This is a genomic window from Haliea sp. E1-2-M8, assembly GCF_030649675.1.
Taxonomy (GTDB): Bacteria; Pseudomonadota; Gammaproteobacteria; order Pseudomonadales; family Halieaceae; genus Haliea.
The window spans coordinates 1-16,808 of record NZ_JAUTDR010000009.1; the positions used below are offsets into that span (position 1 = coordinate 1).

Sequence of the window (16,808 nt, forward strand, 5' to 3'; positions counted from 1 at the left end):
CTCCCGCAATGCCCTGCAAACGGCTTCCTGCGCCTCCTGGCGCACCCTGGCTGGCTTGTCTGTGTCGAGTGACTTCATTACCGGAGTCTAGCCGGTAGGCCAGTGGACGGCCACTGGTGGGGCATGTGCACCAGATGTGCACCGGGATTTTTACGGTTTTGAGGCGGCAGAGGCTGGCTTGGCGCGACTGAGAAATATGCTTTAAAAATAGGTGTTTTCTGGTGCCCGGGACCGGAATCGAACCGGTACGATCGCAATGATCGGGAGATTTTAAGTCTCCTGTGTCTACCAATTTCACCACCCGGGCGCTTTGGGGCAGCGCCGGACCCGGCGCTGCGGCATGATAGCACACCGCTTTCGGTGGACAAGTTGCGGCGCCGCCGCGTGCTACACTGCCGGCAACTGACTTTCCCTGTTTGGTGGACATGCGCAAGCTCTGGATACTGCCTGTCGCGTTGCTGGTGGCACCGCTGGCAGCGGGCGCTGCCCTGCTGTCCTCGCCGGCGCTGCTGGTGCCAGCGCTGCAGTGGGGCGTGGAGCGTTTCACCAGCTTCCGGCTGGAGCTCAAGGGCCTGGAACTCCGCCCGCGCACAGTCGGCCTCAGCCTGGAGGCGCTGCACCTCTACCAGCAGGGCGTCGATGGGCCCGCGCTGATTTCGGTCCTCGGTTTCAGCGGCAACAGTCGCCTGCGGGACCTCTGGGATATGGACTTCGTCAACACCACTCTGAGTGCGGACAGCGTCATCGTTTATGTGGCGGCCGATGACGCCGCGGAAGACCCCACCCCGGAGCAGTGGCTGCAGTACCTGCGCTTCCTGCCGCGGCAACTGGATGTCGCTACGGTGCATGTGATCAACCAGCATGGCGACGTCTCCATATTTCCCGTCGAGGGCCTGTCCGGACGGCGCACGGACAGCGACGGGTTCAGTGCCGAGTTGCGCGCCGACATAGACGGAGCGCCGCTGGACGTTGCGCTGGCCCTGTCGTCCATCAGGCAGGATCTGGATCGTGGAAGTGTGAACTTCTCCGCCGATGTTGAGGCGCCGGACAGCGCCACCAGGGCACAGCTGGAGGGCGTGTTCGCAGCCGATGCGCAGTCGGTTCGCTACGATGTAACGGTGAATGCGCGGTTTCCGCAGGTATCCGCCCTGCTCGGAGCCTTTCCCGATGCCCCGCCGCTGGCGGGGAACCTGTCGCTGCGCGGGCGGCTCACCGGCGACCTGGTCAACTACGAGCTCTCCGATGCCGGCTTTGAACTGGACAACCGCCCCGCCTACTATTTCGAAGCCAGCGGCAATCTGCAGCGGGCGGATAGTGCGGACCCGACCCTGGCCCTGGTGGCGTCCGGGGAAATGGACTCGCTGGCCTATTTCCTGCGCTGGCTGGACCTGGACCTGTCACCGCTGGGGGGCATCCGGGCCAGTATTGCGCTGTCGGGTACGCTGACGGCGACTGCCGTCGACCAGTTAACCGTTGTCACCCAGAGCAGCGAGGGGCTGTGGATTACCCTGAACGGCTCTTCCGGCCCCGGCAGCCTCGGCAGTACCCAGTTGCCGGCCGGCGCCGACTTTACGCTCCACGCCTTCGCCCCGGGTCTTGCGGCACTCGATCCCTGGCTGGAGCAGCCGATTGGCTTTGATGCCGGCCCCTGGCAACTGTCGGCCAGCCTGATGGAAGCGGAGGGTGACCTCTGGGTGCGGGATATTCAGGCGCAGCTGGGCGTCGCGGGCGCCACGTTGCTGCGCGCCAGCGGCGAGACCGCGCGTATTGACCTGGACAGAATCGGCGACCCGGCCGGGGTGCAGGGCATCAATATGGAGCTTGCGGTCGCCAGCCCGGATCTGTCCGTCCCGGCGGGTTGGCTGGGGCAAACCGTGCCCCCGGACTTCGCCCTGAAGGCGAGCGCCATGTTGAAGGGCAATGGTGACGAACTGGCGCTGACGGCCGGCACTGGAACGATTCTCCATCCGCAGCTTGAGATTCGTTTCGAGGATGCGGGCCTGCGGCTGCACCGGGCCGAGGACTACCAGCCCCTGGGCGGCCAGGCCAGCCTGCGCGTGCAGGCCCCGGAGCTGGAAGCCCTGTCTGGCCTGGCCGGCATGGCACTGCCGGACCTGGGCAGGGTGGACGTTACTGCAGGGGCGCGGCAGCGCGACCAGCGCATCGATTTGCAGGACATCACTGCCAGCCTGGCGGGCCCGCGCCTGAATATCACGGCCCATGGCAGTGCCCGTGACATTGCTGGCGCGCGCGAGGTCAAGCTCACCAGCACCGTTGACCACCTCGATATCGACGGACTCCTGGCGTTGCTGGCGCCGGAGGCAACGCTGCCGGAGAACCTCGGCACACTGACCGGCGGCTTCAAGCTGGCCACCAGCGCTGTCCGCTACAGCCTGTCAGATTTGGCCCTGGCCAGCCCACCGTGCTCTCCGCTGCGGCTGCGACTGGACGGGAGCGGAAACTACGGTGCGGAAGAGGCCTGGCAGGGTCAATTCGCGCTGGACTTCGGCAGCGAGGATCGCGCCCTGCTGGAGGCATTGAGCGGCCTGCCGCTGGCACCGGTGGGTGGTTCCATGGCGCTGAACATGGACCCGGCCAACGCGGTGCTGACCAGTAATACCCGGGTAGGCGATACCGAGTTGGCGCTGAAAGTCGAAGCCAGCCACAGCGGCGGCACTCTGACCAGCCTCAGCGCCAGCCTGGAATCCCCGCTCGCCAGGCTGCGCGACCTGGGACTGCAGGCCACCGGCACCGAAGAAGAGGACTACCGGCCAGCAGACAAGCTGGAACCTGTCGCCGAGAAGACCACGCTACAACGGCTACTCGAACTCGCGCCGCGCTATCCGGTGGACCTGCGTCTGGCGCTTGGCAGCCTGCAGGGGGATGAGAGCCAGTTCGACGACATCAAGGTCCACCTCACCGGCGCCGACACCACCTACCTGCTGCGGGAATTTGACTTTGTCTACGCCAGCGCACCCGCCCAGATCCGGGGGGTGATCGATATCAGCCTTACCCCGCCGGGGCTCAGCATAGCCGGCCAGGCGGAGTCCATTCCACTCAACACCCTGTCCCGCGACCTGGGCATCGAGACCGACATCAGCGGCTCCCTCAACGTGCGCGGGGGCATCAGCGCACAGGGCCTCACCGGTGGCGAACTGCTGAGCCAACTGGACGGCACAGTGGGCTTCGCGCTGGAAGCCGCCACAATCGAGGGCGCCGCCTATGACGTGCTGGCGAGCGGTATCCTTACCTGGCTGTTCTCCGGTGCCGCGCGGGAGGAATCGACCTATCTGGACTGCGTGATGGCCCAGTTCAGTCTGGAGGATGGAGTCGCCCGCAGCAGTGACATCTTCATAGAATCACCGAACATGACCGCCAGGGGTGTTGGCGAGTTCAACCTGCCCGCCAAGACCCTGGCCCTCACGCTCACTCCGCGCTCGAAATCCCGCAGTATCCAGATTCCTTCCAGCATCAGCCTGCGAGGGGACATGGCCAGCCCGCGCACCTCGGTGTCGCCTGTAAGCACCACTTTGGACATTACCAGCGAGGCCCTGCTGTTCCTGCCGCGTCTGGTAATGAGGATTTTCGGTTTCGGCAAACATGACAAGACCGCGCAGCGCAGCTGCGTGATTACGGTCAACCCGTAGGCTGAACCACGGATCATCGTGATACACTGCCCAGGACAATAAAACAGACACTGACGGACCAGAATATGGCATCTCCAAGGGGCGAATTCAGCTCGCGATTCGGCTTTATCATGGCAGCGGCCGGCAGTGCCGTTGGCCTCGGCAACATCTGGGGTTTTCCGACCCAGGCCGCCAGTAACGGCGGCGCGGCTTTCCTGCTGGTCTACCTGGTGCTGGCCTTTACCCTCGCCTATCCGGCATTGATGGCAGAGCTGATCATCGGCCGCCACGCCCACGCCAATGCGGCCAGCGCCCTGCGGCTGATCTCGCCCAATAGCGGCCTGCGCCGGATCGGCACCACGACCGGCGTCATCGGCTTTATCGTCGCCAGTTTCATCCTCAGCTTCTACGCCATCGTCGCCGGCTGGATGCTCGCACATTGCGCGGCGGCGGTCGCCGAACTGTTCCGTTTTGACGGTCTTGCCACCTGGCTGACCGAATTCAGCCTGGCCCGCAACCTGGGTTTCATGCTGGTATTCATGGCCCTGACCGTCGGCATCATTTCCGAGGGTGTACAGCAGGGCATTGAACGCTGGTCCAGCCGACTGATGCCCATGCTGCTGGCATCGCTGATCCTGCTCGTTGTTTACGTCTTTACTCTGGATGGCGCCGTGGACGGACTGCGCGTCTACCTGTTGCCGGACTTCGAGCGGGCGCTGACGCCGGATCTCATCGTGAAAGCCCTGGGTGCGGCCTTCTTCTCCCTCTCGCTGGGGGTTGGCACCATGCTGATATACGGCTCCTACATCAGCGACCGGGAGAACCTGCCGGTGGTCGGTGGCCTGGTAACCCTGGTCGATATCTTCATTGCGGTGCTGGCCGGCTTCCTGGTGCTGCCCGCAATGTACGTCGCGCTGCACAACGGGGTGGAGATCTTTACCGCAACCGGCGAGCTGATTTCCGAGGACACGCTGATCTTCAACGTGCTGCCGCGACTGTTCGACACCATGGGACTGGCCGGCGTGTTGGTCGGCTTCGTGTTTTTCTTCCTGATGAGCATCGCCGCCCTCACCTCCTCCATTTCCATGCTGGAAGTACCGGTGGCCTATACCATTGAGGAGCACGGGGTCGATCGCAAGCGTGCGGTGGTGGTGATCGGTATCCTGATTGCGCTTGCCAGCACGGTGATACTGCTCAACTTCGAGCTGCTGTTCGGGCTGGTGATTGCGGCCACTACCCGCTATAGCCAGCCCCTGCTGGGCTTCATGTTCTGTCTTTACGCCGGCTGGGTCTGGCGCCGGGACCAGCTACTGCAGGAGTTGCGCAAGGGTAACGCCATGGTCGAGCACAGCCTGTTCTGGAAGATCTGGCCCGGCTATGTACGCGTGGTATGCCCGGCCATCATTCTGCTGATCTTCGCCCAGTCGTTGTTGGGCTAGCATTCAACGCGACGCTGCCGCTGTCCTCGACATACTGGGTCGGCAGCAGGCCACGAAAGTCGATCTTGGCCTTGAATCGGTAATCCAGCGCGTCGCCGCTGCTGTGGCCCAGATTGCCGAGCAGGCGCAGCAGTTCCAACAGGTTCACCCCGGCGTCAATGACGACCTGTTCTTCCGTGTAACCCGCGATCCGGGGCACCTGGTTAGTGACGCCGCTGACCAGCTCCCGGCCCAGCAACTCGACGCCATAGCTGATGCCGGCGATATCCAGGGCCCGGGCATTGGGATTGGCAATCCGCAGGACGATCTGAAAGCGGGGCCCGCTGCCCTCGGCGGGAACACTGCGTACGCTGTCCACACTTACCTTGGGGGGCTCGATGCCCTGGAACAGGCTGCTGCAGCCGCCCAGGAGCAACGCCAGGGTCACCGCCACCAGTAGCCGTGCGCTCGGTAACATCATGAGATATCCCTGTCGCGGGGGGTAACAGAGAGAAAGAATACGCCGTAGCCGAGACTGAATGCAGCGAACACGAGCGCAACCCAGTCCCTGGTCTGCAGGTACATCCAGCCGCTGAACACCAGCATGGCCAGGGTGACAACAATGCCTATGGCCCGCGCAGTCTGTGACACCTTTTCGCTCCACTGTGGTATTCTCGGACCCGTCTTGAAACAGGCGCAGGGGCGCATAATAGCATCAGCATGGCGAAATTTATTGTTATCTTCATGTCCGTTCTGGTGGGGCTGTTCACGCTGGAAATGCTGCAGCCGGTACAGGCGGCGGTCATTCAGCCCTTCACTGCCTCGCTCGCCACCCTGAGCGCCGCACTGATCACTCCCTTTGACAGCAACGTGCTCGCTTACGGGCGGGTTATCGCCCACAGCGTCAACAATTTTGCCGTATCCATTGAATCCGGCTGTAACGGCGTGGAAGCGGCGATCGTGTTGATCGCCGGGGTGCTCGCCTACCCCGCACCCTGGCACTACCGCCTTGGAGCCATAGTCGCCGGCTTTGTGACCATCCAGGTTCTCAACATTGCCCGCATCATCAGTCTTTTCTACCTTGGGCAGTGGAGCCAGGAGGTCTTTACCTGGACCCACCTGTATCTGTGGCCGGTGTTCATCATGCTGGATGTGCTGATCGTGTTCGTGGTCTATCTCCGCTTCCTGGAACGGCGCCGGCCGCTCGCTGCCGCATGACCCTGTACCGCTTCATTGGACTGGTCGTCCTGCTGATGATCCCCTGCTTCGCCCTCTGGTACGCCCTCGGCGCCCTGCCGGCGGCGCCTGCGGTCTGGTTGGCCCAGTTCAGCATGCCCTGGGCGATGCCGGAAATCTTTGCGAAGGTCACGCTGGACCAGAACAAGCTCATGGTTTTCAGTCAGTTTGGCGAGAGGAACGGTGCTATCGTTCCCCTGGCCGAGGCCGAATATCAACTGGCCTTCCCGCAGAGTATCCGCCTGCTGTCCTATTCCATACCGTTCTACACCGCACTGCACTTCGCCAGTTCCATAGAGGCCTCTGTTGAACGCTATGCCAGGAGCCTGCTGGTACTGTGGGTGCTGATGTTTGTCGGCATTATCGCCGTGGCGCTAAAAGACGTGATGCTCGGCGTTGGGGCACCGATGCACGAGGCTTCCGGCCTGCCCCTGCCGCCAGAGGCGATCGGACTGTTGTACCAATTCAGTGTGCTGATTGTGCCTACGGTGGCACCGATACTGCTCTGGGCCTGGGTGGTGCGCGACAGCCCCCGCTGGCGCGCCCTTCTGCTGGGCCGACCAGAAGTGGATCAACCCCCTCCCGACCATCCGGCCTGAGCCCCCCCTCCGGCTCAGGCGGCGGCATCTCCCACAGGGCTCTCGACGACTTCCCTGAGCAACCCCTGGTATTCGTCTCCGCGCTCCTCCAGCACAGCCTGCAGGGCCCGCTCCATCAGCCAGCGAGCCTGGCAGGTGTAGGCGTAAATGCAGGCGTGGACGGCCGCATCGTGCCAGTTTTCGACTGAGCAGTTGGAGGTGTACTCCTCGAAATGGCTGAGCGAGCGGATCAGGTCGGCTATGTGGCGGGGACATTCACAGTCGAGGGTGCTTTTCAGCTGGCGCGCAGCGCGCAGCTGCAGCTCGCTGAACTGGCGCGGTTTGGCGCTCATCAGGTCTCCCAGGTTGGAATCGCCCTGGCTGGTGCTTTTGTCCGCCACGCTGCGGGCGAGCTCAAATGCCAGGTAGGCGGGGTCCGGGGGAAACGAAGTCGCGGAGATATTCTGCTTTTCCAGCGCCTGCAACCAGCGCTCGCTGGCAAACTGGTAGGTAACCAGCGCCTTTTCGACGTCCAGATCCCGCATCAGATCACCCAGCTGCCGGGTCTGCAGACCACTGACATTGGCGCACTCGACCACCAGGGAGTCGGCCCGGCCAATTTCCTCGCAGCATTGCGGCGTAATGTCGCCCAAAGGGAGCCTCACCAGCAGCGCATCCACCCCCGCGAGACAACCCTGGTGCTCTTCCAGCCATTCGCAGAGCTGGAGCCCGATGAAAACGACTCTCGGCTTCGGCGCAGACAGGGCTGCGCGACCGCTCTTGCCACGGCTGCGCAGCAGCATTTCCAGCGTCTTGCGCTCGGTGGACGCGATTTCCCCGATCCTGGAGCCGCTGTTAACCAGCGCCGCGATCAGCTGCAGGTGCTCCAGATCAGCCTGGGAATATTGGCGGCGCCCAGTCACGGACTTGTGACTTGCGCCCAGCCCGTAGCGGCGCTCCCAAACCCGCAGGGTGTCGGGCTTGAGTCCGGTGAGCCGCGCGACGGTGCCAATGCCGTACAGGGGGCGAGGTTCCATAACAGCCTGGTCCATAATACAAAGCCTCAGTGGGTTGTCGAGTTTGTTACGCTGCCCAGGCCCGGCTGGATGAGTTGCCCAGCTTGTGTTCGCATGTTATCTGGACAACTGTACGGTTTGCTTGTCCAACACAGTGAGAGAGGGCGTATCAACAGCAAACCGGGAAGGAGCTGTATTGTGGATAACTGGAAGACGGAAACCGACGAGCGGGAACTGGAGCGGTTGTTTGCGGAGGCCCGCCGCTACCCTCTGTTAAGTGCCGACCAGGAGCGCGACATTGACGGCAGCAAGTGGCAGGCCGTGGCTGGCATCCAGGCCCTGCTGCTGGCCAGCGCCGGAGGGCGGGCATTTTTCCGGGATCTGCTGGACCGCATTGTTGCCCAGCCGCCGGACGTTGCCGCTTTCGTCAACCGCGACCATCACTTCCTGCTGCGTCGCGAGTTGGTGGCTTATCTGCCCGGCGGAGACCACGCCAACTGTGTAGCCCAACTGGCTGCGGCGTTGGCGGCAGGTGATCACTCTGCCGCCAGCGACATTGCTGCCGATATGTCCCTGCCGGCCAGCCTGCTGGTCGGCATGGCCAGCGTCGTCAGCCGCCACAACAGCCACGCTGCGAAGTGTCGGGTGGCAGATGCCCTGCAAGCGTGGCAGGCAGTGGCTGAGGGCGTCGAGCGCGGCGACCAACGCTACCGCCTGGAGCCGGCCCAGGTGGCCACTCTGAAGCTGGCGCTGTCGCGCTTCAACCAGGCCCGGGACACCCTTACCCTGCACAACCTGCGGCTGGTCTATTCAATTTCCGGCAAATACCTGGGCAAGGGCGCTCCCTACCGCGACCTGATCCAGGAGGGGACTCTGGGCCTGATTCGCGCTGCGGAAAAATTTGAAGCCCACAAGGGTTACCGGTTCAGCACCTACTGCTACAACTGGATTTCCCAGGCTGTGCGCCGCTACGTCAACGACGGCGCCGCGTTGATCCGCTATCCCACCCACGTCCGGGAACAGGTTGGCAAACTGTACCGCGAACGCAATGCCATCTGGTCGAGTACCGGCGAAGAGCCAACCGAGGAAGAGCTGGCCAGCGCCGCCGGCATCGAACCGGAAAAAGCCCGTCAGCTGCGGCAGCTGCGCAACATGGCGGTGTCCCTGGACCAGCCCCAGTACGAAGACGATGACGAGTCGCTACTCGACAGCGTCCCCGGCGGACCCTTCCAGGACATCGCCGCGCGCGCCGAGACCGCCTCCCTGCAGCGCTGTCTGTTGCAGGAGATCGAGCAGCTGGAGCCCGCCGAACAGCAAGTCGTCATCGCACGCTGGGGCTTGCACCAGGGCCCTCCCCTGACCCGGGCCGAGGTGGCCGACAAGATGCGGGTAAGCCGTGAGTGGGTGCGCCAACTGGAGCGCTCAGCGCTGGAAAAGCTGAGCCGCAACAACACCGTGCGCGATGCGGCCCGGGATCACGGCAACCTGTCGCCCGCTTGAGCGTCAAAAATGGCAGCCAGTGCATCTTCGATAGCCGGATGCCTGAATCTGAAGCCCGCGCGCTGGAGGGCCTCGGGCAGTACCCGCTGGCCGGTGAGCAGCAGTTCACCCGCCATTTCGCCCAGCAGCAGGCGCATGACCGGGCTCGGCACAGGCATGCCTGGCAGGGTCCGGAAATGCGTCTGCAACGCCTGGCAAAACTCGCGCTGGGTCACAGGCGCGGGAGCGGTGAGGTTGAATACGCCCGCCAGATCATCTTTCTCAAGCAGAAACCCCATCGCCGCCACCACGTCCTCCCGGTGAATCCAGCTCAGGTACTGGTAGCCAGTGCCGGGCCAACTCGCCACGCCGAAGCGAAAGGGCAACGCCATTTCCTTGAGCGCTCCTCCCTGGCTGTCCAGGACCACGCCGAGGCGCAGCAGACAGGTACGAATGCCGAGTTCCGCGGCCCGGGCAGCCTCCGCTTCCCAATCCTGGCACAGCTGGCTGGCGAAGCCGCTGCCGGGCGCGGCATCCTCCGTCAGCGGTTCATCTCCACGCGCCCCGTAATAGCCAATGGCGCTCGCGCTCAGCAGTATCCGCGGGCGCTGGGCGGAATCGGCAAAGTGGTCAACCAGCGCCCGGGTACCCTGCACTCGACTGGCGACGAGCTCCTCTTTATAGGCCCGCGTCCAGCGTTTACCCGCCAGGGATGCCCCGGCGAGATTGATCACCGCATCGGGTCCGGAGTCAGCTGGCAATTCTTCCAGAGAGCGCAGGTAGGTACACCGGGAGGTGTCGCGGTGCTGGCTGCGACTGAGAATACTGATGCGGTGACCCGCCTGCAGCAAGCGGGGCACCAGCGCCTGACCAATAAAACCGGTGCCCCCGGTGATAAGGATGTGCATGCCCCGTCTTCTCCCCTCTCAGCGTGAAACACCATCATGAACAATATCGGGCCTGAACTGCAACAGCTGCTGACTTTGCTGCGCCGGCGGCCCCGTCTGGTGGTCCTCACCGGTGCCGGGATCAGCGCCAGCTCGGGTATCCCGACCTACCGCGATGCAGACGGGCAGTGGCTGTACAGCACCCCGATACAGCATCGGGACTTCCTGCAGGACCCTGCCACCCGCCAGCGCTACTGGACCCGTTCCTGGCTGGGCTGGCCCGGAGTACGGGACGCCAGCCCCAATGCGGCGCACCGCGCCCTGGCCACACTTGAGCGCGCCGGCGCCATTGAACTGCTGGTGACCCAGAACGTCGACCGCCTGCACCAGCGTGCGGGCAGCGACGCCGTAGTGGATCTGCACGGACGCCTGGACCGGGTGCGCTGCCTCACCTGTGGCAGCTACTCGCCGCGCCAGGAGATGCAGGGGCGGCTGTTGCAGGCAAATCCCCACCTTGCCTCGCTGGAGGCAGATGCCGGCTCGAGGCCCGATGGCGACATGTCCCTGCCCGATGGGCAGGCGCAGCACACGGTAGTTCCGCCCTGCCCCGTGTGTGCGGGCACCCTGATTCCCGACGTGGTCTTCTTCGGCGGCACTGTGCCCCGGGAGCGGGTGGAGCGCGTCAGCGCCGCAATCGACTCAGCGGATGCCCTGTTGGTGGTAGGCTCCTCCCTGCAGGTCTACTCCGGCTTCCGCTTCTGCCGCGCGGCCCACGCTGCAGGCAAACCACTGGTGTTGCTGAACCCAGGCATTACCCGTGCCGATTCAATCGCCAGCCTGAAGTTCGCCACGCCCTGCGAACCCCTGCTCGGCGCGCTGGCAGATGCCCTGAGCAACAGCCACGACGACACGCCTCAGCCGCCGACCGGTTATCATGCCAGTTTGCCAGACTCCGGGAACCTCGAGTGAAAGCCATGACCACCACCATTTACCTGTTCCGCAACGACCTGCGTCTGGCCGACCTGCCGGGCCTTGCAGCTGCGGCCGCAAACGGCCCGGTACTGCCGGTTTATATCCTGGATGAGGACAGCGCCGGAGAGCGGGCACCCGGCGGCGCCAGCCGCTGGTGGCTGCACCACAGCCTGCAGGCGCTGGCTGCCGAGATCGAGGCATCCGGTGGGCAGCTGCTACTCCGCCGCGGCGACACGGTGAGCTGCCTGCGGGAACTCGCAGACGCCAGCAGCGCCGACGCCATTCACCTGAGCCGCAGTTACAGCCCCTGGGAGACAGCGCTGGAACAGCGGTTGCACAAGGCATTTGAAAGTAGCGTAGAGGTGAAACGCTTCCCCGGGGTCCTGCTGCACGAGCCCGAGAATATCGCCAACCAGGCCGGTGAGCCGTTCAAGGTATTCACGCCGTTCTGGCGCCACTGCCGGCGTCAGAACGAGCCGGGGCAGCCCCTGCGGGCGCCTTCCACAATTACCTGGGCGGAGATACCCGGCACTTCCGACACCCTTGCGGACTGGGCGCTGCTGCCGCAAAAACCGGACTGGGCTGCGCACTGGCCAAAGCTGTGGACACCCGGCACAGCGGGGGCACGGCACGCCCTGGAACAGTTCCTGCGCCACGTTATCCAGAACTACGCCAGCGGCCGCGACCATCCGGCCGAAGAAGCCACTTCCCGGCTGTCACCGCACCTGCGCTTCGGGGAGATTTCGCCGCGCGAAATCTGGCACAAGGCCCGGGAACTCGCCGCACGCAATCCGCAGCGGCAGGAACAGGTCGACAAGTTCCTCAGCGAACTGGGCTGGCGCGAGTTCTCCTACCACCTGCTTTTCCACTTTCCGACAATTCCCGAACAGCCCTTCAAGGCGCAGTTCGCCGACTTCCCCTGGCTGGGCAGCAAGGCACAGTTGCGCGCCTGGCAGTGCGGCCAGACCGGTTACCCGGTGGTGGACGCCGGCATGCGCGAGCTCTGGCACACCGGCTACATGCACAATCGCATCCGCATGGTGACCGCGTCTTTCCTCACCAAGCACCTGCTGACCCACTGGCGCGCAGGCGAGCGCTGGTTCTGGGACACCCTGGTGGACGCGGACCCCGCCAGCAATACCTGCAGCTGGCAGTGGGTTGCCGGCAGCGGCGCCGACGCGTCTCCCTACTTCCGTATTTTCAATCCGGTTACCCAGGGCGAGAAGTTCGATACCGGCGGCGACTATGTGCGGCGCTGGGTACCGGAAATTGCCGGCCTGCCCGACCGCTATCTGCACCGGCCCTGGGAAGCGCCCGCCGAGGCATTGTCAGCGGCCGGCATCGTGCTCGGAGAAAGCTACCCGTTCCCTCTGGTTGACCACCGCGAGGCCCGGGAGGCCGCCCTGACGGGCTATCAGCAAATCCGCGCCGGCTGAAACGGCCGCGACAGCGGTCCACTGGCTTTCCGCGGGCTCAGGGTCGATACTGAGAGCCAACAGGGGTAGCATTCCCCTTGAACCAACCCGCCAGACCCGGAGTACCGATATGATCACGACAGCACGCCGCGCACTGTACCCCGCCCTGCTCCTGACTCTTGGACTCGGAGCTGGACCCGCCAGCGCCGATATCGCCCAGGTGGTTAACGCAGAAGGTGACAAAATGACCTTCGAATACCAGGGCGACCAACTGCGTATAGACATGAACAAGGACAAGAACTATATGCTGGTGCGGGGCGAGGAGATCTATGCCGTCACCGACAACGACGGCGAGATCATGGTTATCGACGTCAAGCAGACCCTGTCCATGTTCGGCAATATGGCCCAGTCCGCCATCCCGGATATGGCGGCGGTTAACGTGGAGTCACTGGAAGCAACCGGCCGCAGCGAAACCGTCGCCGGGATCCAGGGCGAAGTGTACAAGCTCACGTATACCGATCAGGAAGGCAAACGCCAGCAATCAGACCTGGTGCTCTCGGCGGATCGCCGGGCCATGGGCTTTCGCGACGCAGTGCATCGCATGGCATCGACCCTGTCCAGCATGCTCGCACAACAGGGAACCCATGACCGCCTGCAGGCGCAACTCGCTGCACAGAACCTCGGGGTATTGCGCTACGGCGAGGACATGCGCGTGACCGCCATCACCGAAACCCAGGTCGCCGACGCCCGCTTCGTGCTGCCGGCGGAGCCGACAGACCTGTCTGGCCTGGGCGGATTGTTCGGCGCAGGTGCAGTGGGCGGCGGCGATGGCGGCTTCATGTCGGGTATTCTGGGAAGCAATAACGCGGAAAAAGCCGCTGAGTCAGCCGAGGGGGAGGAAGAAGCCGCCAACCCGGTCGAAAATGCCGGCAAGGAGATCGGCAAGGCCCTTGGCAAGCTGTTCGGCAATTGAGCGGCAGTTTTGCCGGAGATTGAACTGGCACCGGAGGCGGCTTTAGGGCAAAATGCGCCCCTGATTTTACGAGGGATTGCCGCCGCATGGCAAAAGAAGACCAGATCGAGATGGAGGGCGAGGTTATCGACACCCTGCCCAACACCACCTTTCGCGTACAGCTGGAGAATGGTCACGTTGTGACTGCACACATCTCCGGCAAGATGCGCAAGAACTACATCCGCATCCTGACCGGAGACAAGGTAAGGGTGGAACTTACACCCTATGACCTGACCAAGGGCCGCATTACCTACCGCGAGCGGTAGGCTTTCCTCTAGGCCGGTTCGGCCTCGGTTTCCTCGACCAGCACCTCGAGCCCGTCGTGTGCGTCATTCACGCGCACCCGGGCCATGCCGCCGGACTGGGCGAGGGATCCGAACAACACCAGCTCCGCCAAAGGCTTCTTTATGTGCTCCTGGATGACCCGCGCCATGGGGCGGGCACCCATGTTGCGGTCGTAGCCCTTCTCCACCAGCCACAGACGGGCATCTTCATCCACGTCCAGCATGACTCGCTTCTCGTCCAGCTGCCCCTGCAGCTCGGTCAGGAACTTGTCCACCACCGTCAGGATAATATCCTCGCCCAGGGGCTCGAACTGCACGATGCTGTCGAGACGGTTGCGGAACTCCGGCGTGAACAGGCGGTTGATTGCCTCCATGCCGTCGGTGCTGTGGTCCTGGGTGGTGAAGCCAATCGTGCGGCGACTGATGCTCTCGGCGCCGGCATTGGTGGTCATGACCAGGATAACGTTGCGGAAATCTGCCTTGCGGCCGTTGTTGTCGGTGAGGGCACCGTGGTCCATGACCTGCAGCAGCAGGTTGAACACCTCCGGATGTGCCTTCTCGATCTCGTCCAGCAGGATCACCGCATGCGGGTGCTTGGTCACGGCGTCGGTCAACAGGCCGCCCTGGTCGAATCCGACATAGCCCGGAGGCGCACCGATCAGGCGTGACACGGTATGGCGCTCCATGTACTCGGACATGTCGAAGCGGATCAGCTCCAGGCCCAGCAAGCGTGCCAGTTGCCGGGTCACCTCGGTCTTGCCCACCCCGGTGGGGCCGGCCAGCAGGAACGAACCGATCGGCTTGTCACCGGAGCGCAGCCCCGCGCGTGCCAGCTTGATGGACGTGGCCAGGCTGCTGATGGCCCGGTCCTGGCCAAAAACCACCATCTGCAGGTTGGTTTCAAGTTTCTGCAGGGTTTCGCGATCATCCGAGCTGACGGATTTCGGGGGTATCCGGGCTATTTTGGCAACCACGGCCTCGATATCCGCTACCCCGATAACCTTTTTCCGCTTTGAAGGCGGCTGCAACTGCTGGTAGGCGCCGGCTTCGTCAATAACGTCGATGGCCTTGTCCGGCAGGAAACGGTCGTTGATGTAACGGGCCGACAGGTCGGTGGCCACCCGCAGCGCCTTGTTGGTATAGCGCAGGCCGTGGTGCTCCTCGAAGCGCGACTTCAGACCCTTGAGGATCTTGTAGGCATCATCCGGGGTGGGTTCCATCACGTCGATCTTCTGGAAACGGCGGCTGAGGGCCTTGTCCTTGTCGAAAATACCGCGGTATTCCTGGAAGGTGGTCGAGCCAATGCAGCGCATCTTGCCCGAAGTCAGCAGCGGCTTGAGCAGGTTGCTCGCATCCATGACGCCGCCGGAGGCCGCACCGGCACCGATGATGGTGTGAATCTCGTCGATAAACAGAATCGCGCCCTCGCGCTTCTTCAGATTGGCGAGCAGCCCCTTGAAGCGTTTTTCGAAGTCGCCACGGTATTTGGTCCCTGCAAGCAGGGCGCCCAGATCCAGCGAGTAGACCACGCTGTCCTTGAGCATCTCGGGCACTTCGCCGTCCACGATCATTTTCGCCAGACCCTCGGCTATGGCCGTCTTGCCAACGCCGGACTCACCCACCAGCAGCGGGTTGTTCTTGCGCCGACGGGCGAGAATCTGGGCCACCCGCTCCACTTCCGGGATGCGCCCGATCAGCGGATCGATGCGCCCGGCCCTGGCCTCCTCATTGAGGTTGGTGGTGAAATTGTCCAGCGGGTTGCCCTCGCCCTCCTCCACCGTTGCGCCCTCGGCACCCGGGGCACCGGGTTCAGCGCCCTCGTTGTCCTCGGAAACCTTGGAAATGCCGTGGGTGATGTAATTGACCACGTCCAGGCGGGCAACGCTCTGGGTCTTGAGGAAGTAAACAGCCTGGCTTTCCTGCTCGCTGAAGATGGCCACCAGCACATTGGCACCGGTGACTTCGCTGCGGCCGGAAGACTGGACGTGGAACACCGCCCGCTGCAACACCCGCTGGAACCCCAGCGTCGGCTGGGTCTCTCGCTCGTCATTGTCCTCGGGAATCAGTGGCGTGGTGGCATCCACAAACTCGACCAGATCACCGCGCAACGCCTTGATATCGGCGCCACAGGCCTTCAGGACGCGAATCGCGTCGTTATTGTCCAGCAGCGCAAGCAACAGATGCTCCACCGTCATGAACTCGTGACGCTTGCCCCTTGCATCCCGAAACGCCTCATTCAGCGTCAGTTCCAGGTCTTTGCTCAGCATACCTTACCACTCCCGGGCTCTTAGCCCTCCGATGCCTCGATTTCGCATAACAGCGGGTGCTGGTTCTCCCGCGCGTACTGATTGACCTGGGCCGCCTTGGTCTCAGCGATGTCTCTTGTGTATATACCACATACGCCCTTGCCCTTGGTATGGACCGTCAGCATGACATGGGTCGCCTGTTCGCGGTTCATGCGGAAGAACACTTCCAGCACCTCAACCACGAACTCCATGGGGGTGTAGTCATCATTCAGCAGTATGACTTTGAACAGCGGAGGCTTCTTGAGTTCCGGTTTGGACTCCTGCAGCGTCAATCCGCCGTCGTTGTCACGCTCTTCGTCGCCGGCGGCAAGCCGCCAGTGGCCGACTACGGGTACCTCGTTCACACCTTTCCTCTCACGTCGTTGTCATGCCCAGATAGTGGATATGGGCTTATTATAAGTCAATTCAAGAGCACGCTGTGTGCTCAGCGCCCCATTGGGCCCCCGTGTATCCATTGCCGCAGTAGTTCGCCGCGCAATTTGCGCCTCTCTGGACATGCCGTGACTTCCCTCGGGAGGCGAGGTAGCGTCGGGGAAGTCGCCGCGTAACCTGCATGGATGCGCGTTACGAGCCTACATG

15 protein-coding genes and 1 tRNA gene are annotated in these 16,808 nt (G+C 63.4%); 9 read left to right on the forward strand and 7 right to left on the reverse strand.

Annotated features, from left to right (window positions below):
* Nucleotides 1–219 precede the first annotated feature (219 nt).
* Nucleotides 220–307, reverse strand: a tRNA-Leu gene (locus Q6D67_RS09040).
* Between the two features lie 118 nt (nt 308–425).
* Here Q6D67_RS09040 and Q6D67_RS09045 point away from each other — a divergent pair.
* Nucleotides 426–3,647: an AsmA-like C-terminal region-containing protein gene (locus Q6D67_RS09045; protein WP_304705278.1), complete on the forward strand. Its 3,222-nt coding sequence runs from the start codon at nt 426–428 to the stop codon at nt 3,645–3,647.
* A gap of 65 nt (nt 3,648–3,712) precedes the next feature.
* The gene (locus tag Q6D67_RS09050; protein WP_304705279.1) at nt 3,713–5,065 is read left to right on the forward strand and encodes a sodium-dependent transporter; all 1,353 of its coding nucleotides are present in this window, start codon (nt 3,713–3,715) and stop codon (nt 5,063–5,065) included.
* On the opposite strand, the gene Q6D67_RS09055 is transcribed toward Q6D67_RS09050, so the two are convergent.
* On the reverse strand, nt 5,028–5,525 hold the full coding sequence (locus Q6D67_RS09055; protein ID WP_304705280.1) for an LEA type 2 family protein: 498 nt from the start codon (nt 5,523–5,525) through the stop codon (nt 5,028–5,030). The genes Q6D67_RS09050 and Q6D67_RS09055 overlap by 38 nt on opposite strands.
* On the reverse strand, nt 5,522–5,695 hold the full coding sequence (locus Q6D67_RS09060; protein ID WP_304705281.1) for a hypothetical protein: 174 nt from the start codon (nt 5,693–5,695) through the stop codon (nt 5,522–5,524). The genes Q6D67_RS09055 and Q6D67_RS09060 overlap by 4 nt, the downstream gene beginning before the upstream one ends.
* A gap of 69 nt (nt 5,696–5,764) precedes the next feature.
* Between Q6D67_RS09060 and xrtH the strand changes: the two genes are divergently transcribed.
* Both xrtH and Q6D67_RS09070 read left to right on the forward strand, forming a co-directional pair.
* Nucleotides 5,765–6,262, forward strand: a complete 498-nt coding sequence (xrtH, locus tag Q6D67_RS09065; protein WP_304705282.1) for an exosortase H — start codon at nt 5,765–5,767, stop codon at nt 6,260–6,262.
* Complete coding sequence (locus tag Q6D67_RS09070) at nt 6,259–6,879, forward strand: exosortase H-associated membrane protein (protein ID WP_304705283.1); 621 nt, start codon at nt 6,259–6,261, stop codon at nt 6,877–6,879. The genes xrtH and Q6D67_RS09070 overlap by 4 nt, the downstream gene beginning before the upstream one ends.
* 14 nt (nt 6,880–6,893) lie before the next feature.
* Here Q6D67_RS09070 and Q6D67_RS09075 read toward each other — a convergent pair whose 3' ends face one another.
* Complete coding sequence (locus tag Q6D67_RS09075; RefSeq protein ID WP_304705284.1) at nt 6,894–7,895, reverse strand: MerR family transcriptional regulator; 1,002 nt, start codon at nt 7,893–7,895, stop codon at nt 6,894–6,896.
* 177 nt (nt 7,896–8,072) lie between these two features.
* Here Q6D67_RS09075 and Q6D67_RS09080 point away from each other — a divergent pair, with 177 nt between their 5' ends.
* Nucleotides 8,073–9,374, forward strand: a complete 1,302-nt coding sequence (locus Q6D67_RS09080; RefSeq protein WP_304705285.1) for an RNA polymerase sigma factor RpoD/SigA — start codon at nt 8,073–8,075, stop codon at nt 9,372–9,374.
* Here Q6D67_RS09080 and Q6D67_RS09085 read toward each other — a convergent pair.
* Nucleotides 9,350–10,261, reverse strand: coding sequence for a TIGR01777 family oxidoreductase (locus tag Q6D67_RS09085; RefSeq protein ID WP_304705286.1), 912 nt, complete (start codon nt 10,259–10,261; stop codon nt 9,350–9,352). The genes Q6D67_RS09080 and Q6D67_RS09085 overlap by 25 nt on opposite strands.
* Before the next feature lie 36 nt (nt 10,262–10,297).
* On the opposite strand from Q6D67_RS09085, the gene Q6D67_RS09090 reads away from it, so the two are divergent.
* From Q6D67_RS09090 to infA, 4 genes are all read left to right on the forward strand, one after another.
* Nucleotides 10,298–11,209: an NAD-dependent protein deacetylase gene (locus Q6D67_RS09090; protein WP_304705287.1), complete on the forward strand. Its 912-nt coding sequence runs from the start codon at nt 10,298–10,300 to the stop codon at nt 11,207–11,209.
* 5 nt (nt 11,210–11,214) lie between these two features.
* A complete protein-coding gene (locus Q6D67_RS09095; protein WP_304705288.1) occupies nt 11,215–12,648 on the forward strand; it encodes a deoxyribodipyrimidine photo-lyase in 1,434 nt (477 codons plus the stop codon).
* 109 nt (nt 12,649–12,757) lie between these two features.
* Nucleotides 12,758–13,600: a hypothetical protein gene (locus Q6D67_RS09100; RefSeq protein WP_304705289.1), complete on the forward strand. Its 843-nt coding sequence runs from the start codon at nt 12,758–12,760 to the stop codon at nt 13,598–13,600.
* 86 nt (nt 13,601–13,686) lie between these two features.
* The gene (gene infA / locus Q6D67_RS09105) at nt 13,687–13,905 is read left to right on the forward strand and encodes a translation initiation factor IF-1 (RefSeq protein ID WP_027948202.1); all 219 of its coding nucleotides are present in this window, start codon (nt 13,687–13,689) and stop codon (nt 13,903–13,905) included.
* 8 nt (nt 13,906–13,913) lie between these two features.
* On the opposite strand, the gene clpA is transcribed toward infA, so the two are convergent.
* Both clpA and clpS read right to left on the reverse strand, forming a co-directional pair.
* A complete protein-coding gene (gene clpA / locus Q6D67_RS09110; RefSeq protein ID WP_304705290.1) occupies nt 13,914–16,190 on the reverse strand; it encodes an ATP-dependent Clp protease ATP-binding subunit ClpA in 2,277 nt (758 codons plus the stop codon).
* A gap of 20 nt (nt 16,191–16,210) precedes the next feature.
* Nucleotides 16,211–16,573: an ATP-dependent Clp protease adapter ClpS gene (gene clpS, locus Q6D67_RS09115; RefSeq protein WP_304705291.1), complete on the reverse strand. Its 363-nt coding sequence runs from the start codon at nt 16,571–16,573 to the stop codon at nt 16,211–16,213.
* Between the last annotated feature and the right edge of the window lie 235 nt (nt 16,574–16,808).

Bases quoted from the DNA above. Each gene is read 5' to 3' on its own strand.
- Q6D67_RS09050 (WP_304705279.1), top strand. From the start codon at position 3,713: ATGGCATCTCCAAGGGGCGAATTCAGCTCGCGATTCGGCTTTATCATG.
- clpA (WP_304705290.1), bottom strand. From the start codon at position 16,190: ATGCTGAGCAAAGACCTGGAACTGACGCTGAATGAGGCGTTTCGGGAT.
- infA (WP_027948202.1), top strand. From the start codon at position 13,687: ATGGCAAAAGAAGACCAGATCGAGATGGAGGGCGAGGTTATCGACACC.
- Q6D67_RS09045 (WP_304705278.1), top strand. From the start codon at position 426: ATGCGCAAGCTCTGGATACTGCCTGTCGCGTTGCTGGTGGCACCGCTG.
- Q6D67_RS09090 (WP_304705287.1), top strand. From the start codon at position 10,298: ATGAACAATATCGGGCCTGAACTGCAACAGCTGCTGACTTTGCTGCGC.
- Q6D67_RS09070 (WP_304705283.1), top strand. From the start codon at position 6,259: ATGACCCTGTACCGCTTCATTGGACTGGTCGTCCTGCTGATGATCCCC.
- Q6D67_RS09055 (WP_304705280.1), bottom strand. From the start codon at position 5,525: ATGATGTTACCGAGCGCACGGCTACTGGTGGCGGTGACCCTGGCGTTG.
- Q6D67_RS09075 (WP_304705284.1), bottom strand. From the start codon at position 7,895: ATGGAACCTCGCCCCCTGTACGGCATTGGCACCGTCGCGCGGCTCACC.
- Q6D67_RS09085 (WP_304705286.1), bottom strand. From the start codon at position 10,261: ATGCACATCCTTATCACCGGGGGCACCGGTTTTATTGGTCAGGCGCTG.
- Q6D67_RS09095 (WP_304705288.1), top strand. From the start codon at position 11,215: ATGACCACCACCATTTACCTGTTCCGCAACGACCTGCGTCTGGCCGAC.
- Q6D67_RS09100 (WP_304705289.1), top strand. From the start codon at position 12,758: ATGATCACGACAGCACGCCGCGCACTGTACCCCGCCCTGCTCCTGACT.
- xrtH (WP_304705282.1), top strand. From the start codon at position 5,765: ATGGCGAAATTTATTGTTATCTTCATGTCCGTTCTGGTGGGGCTGTTC.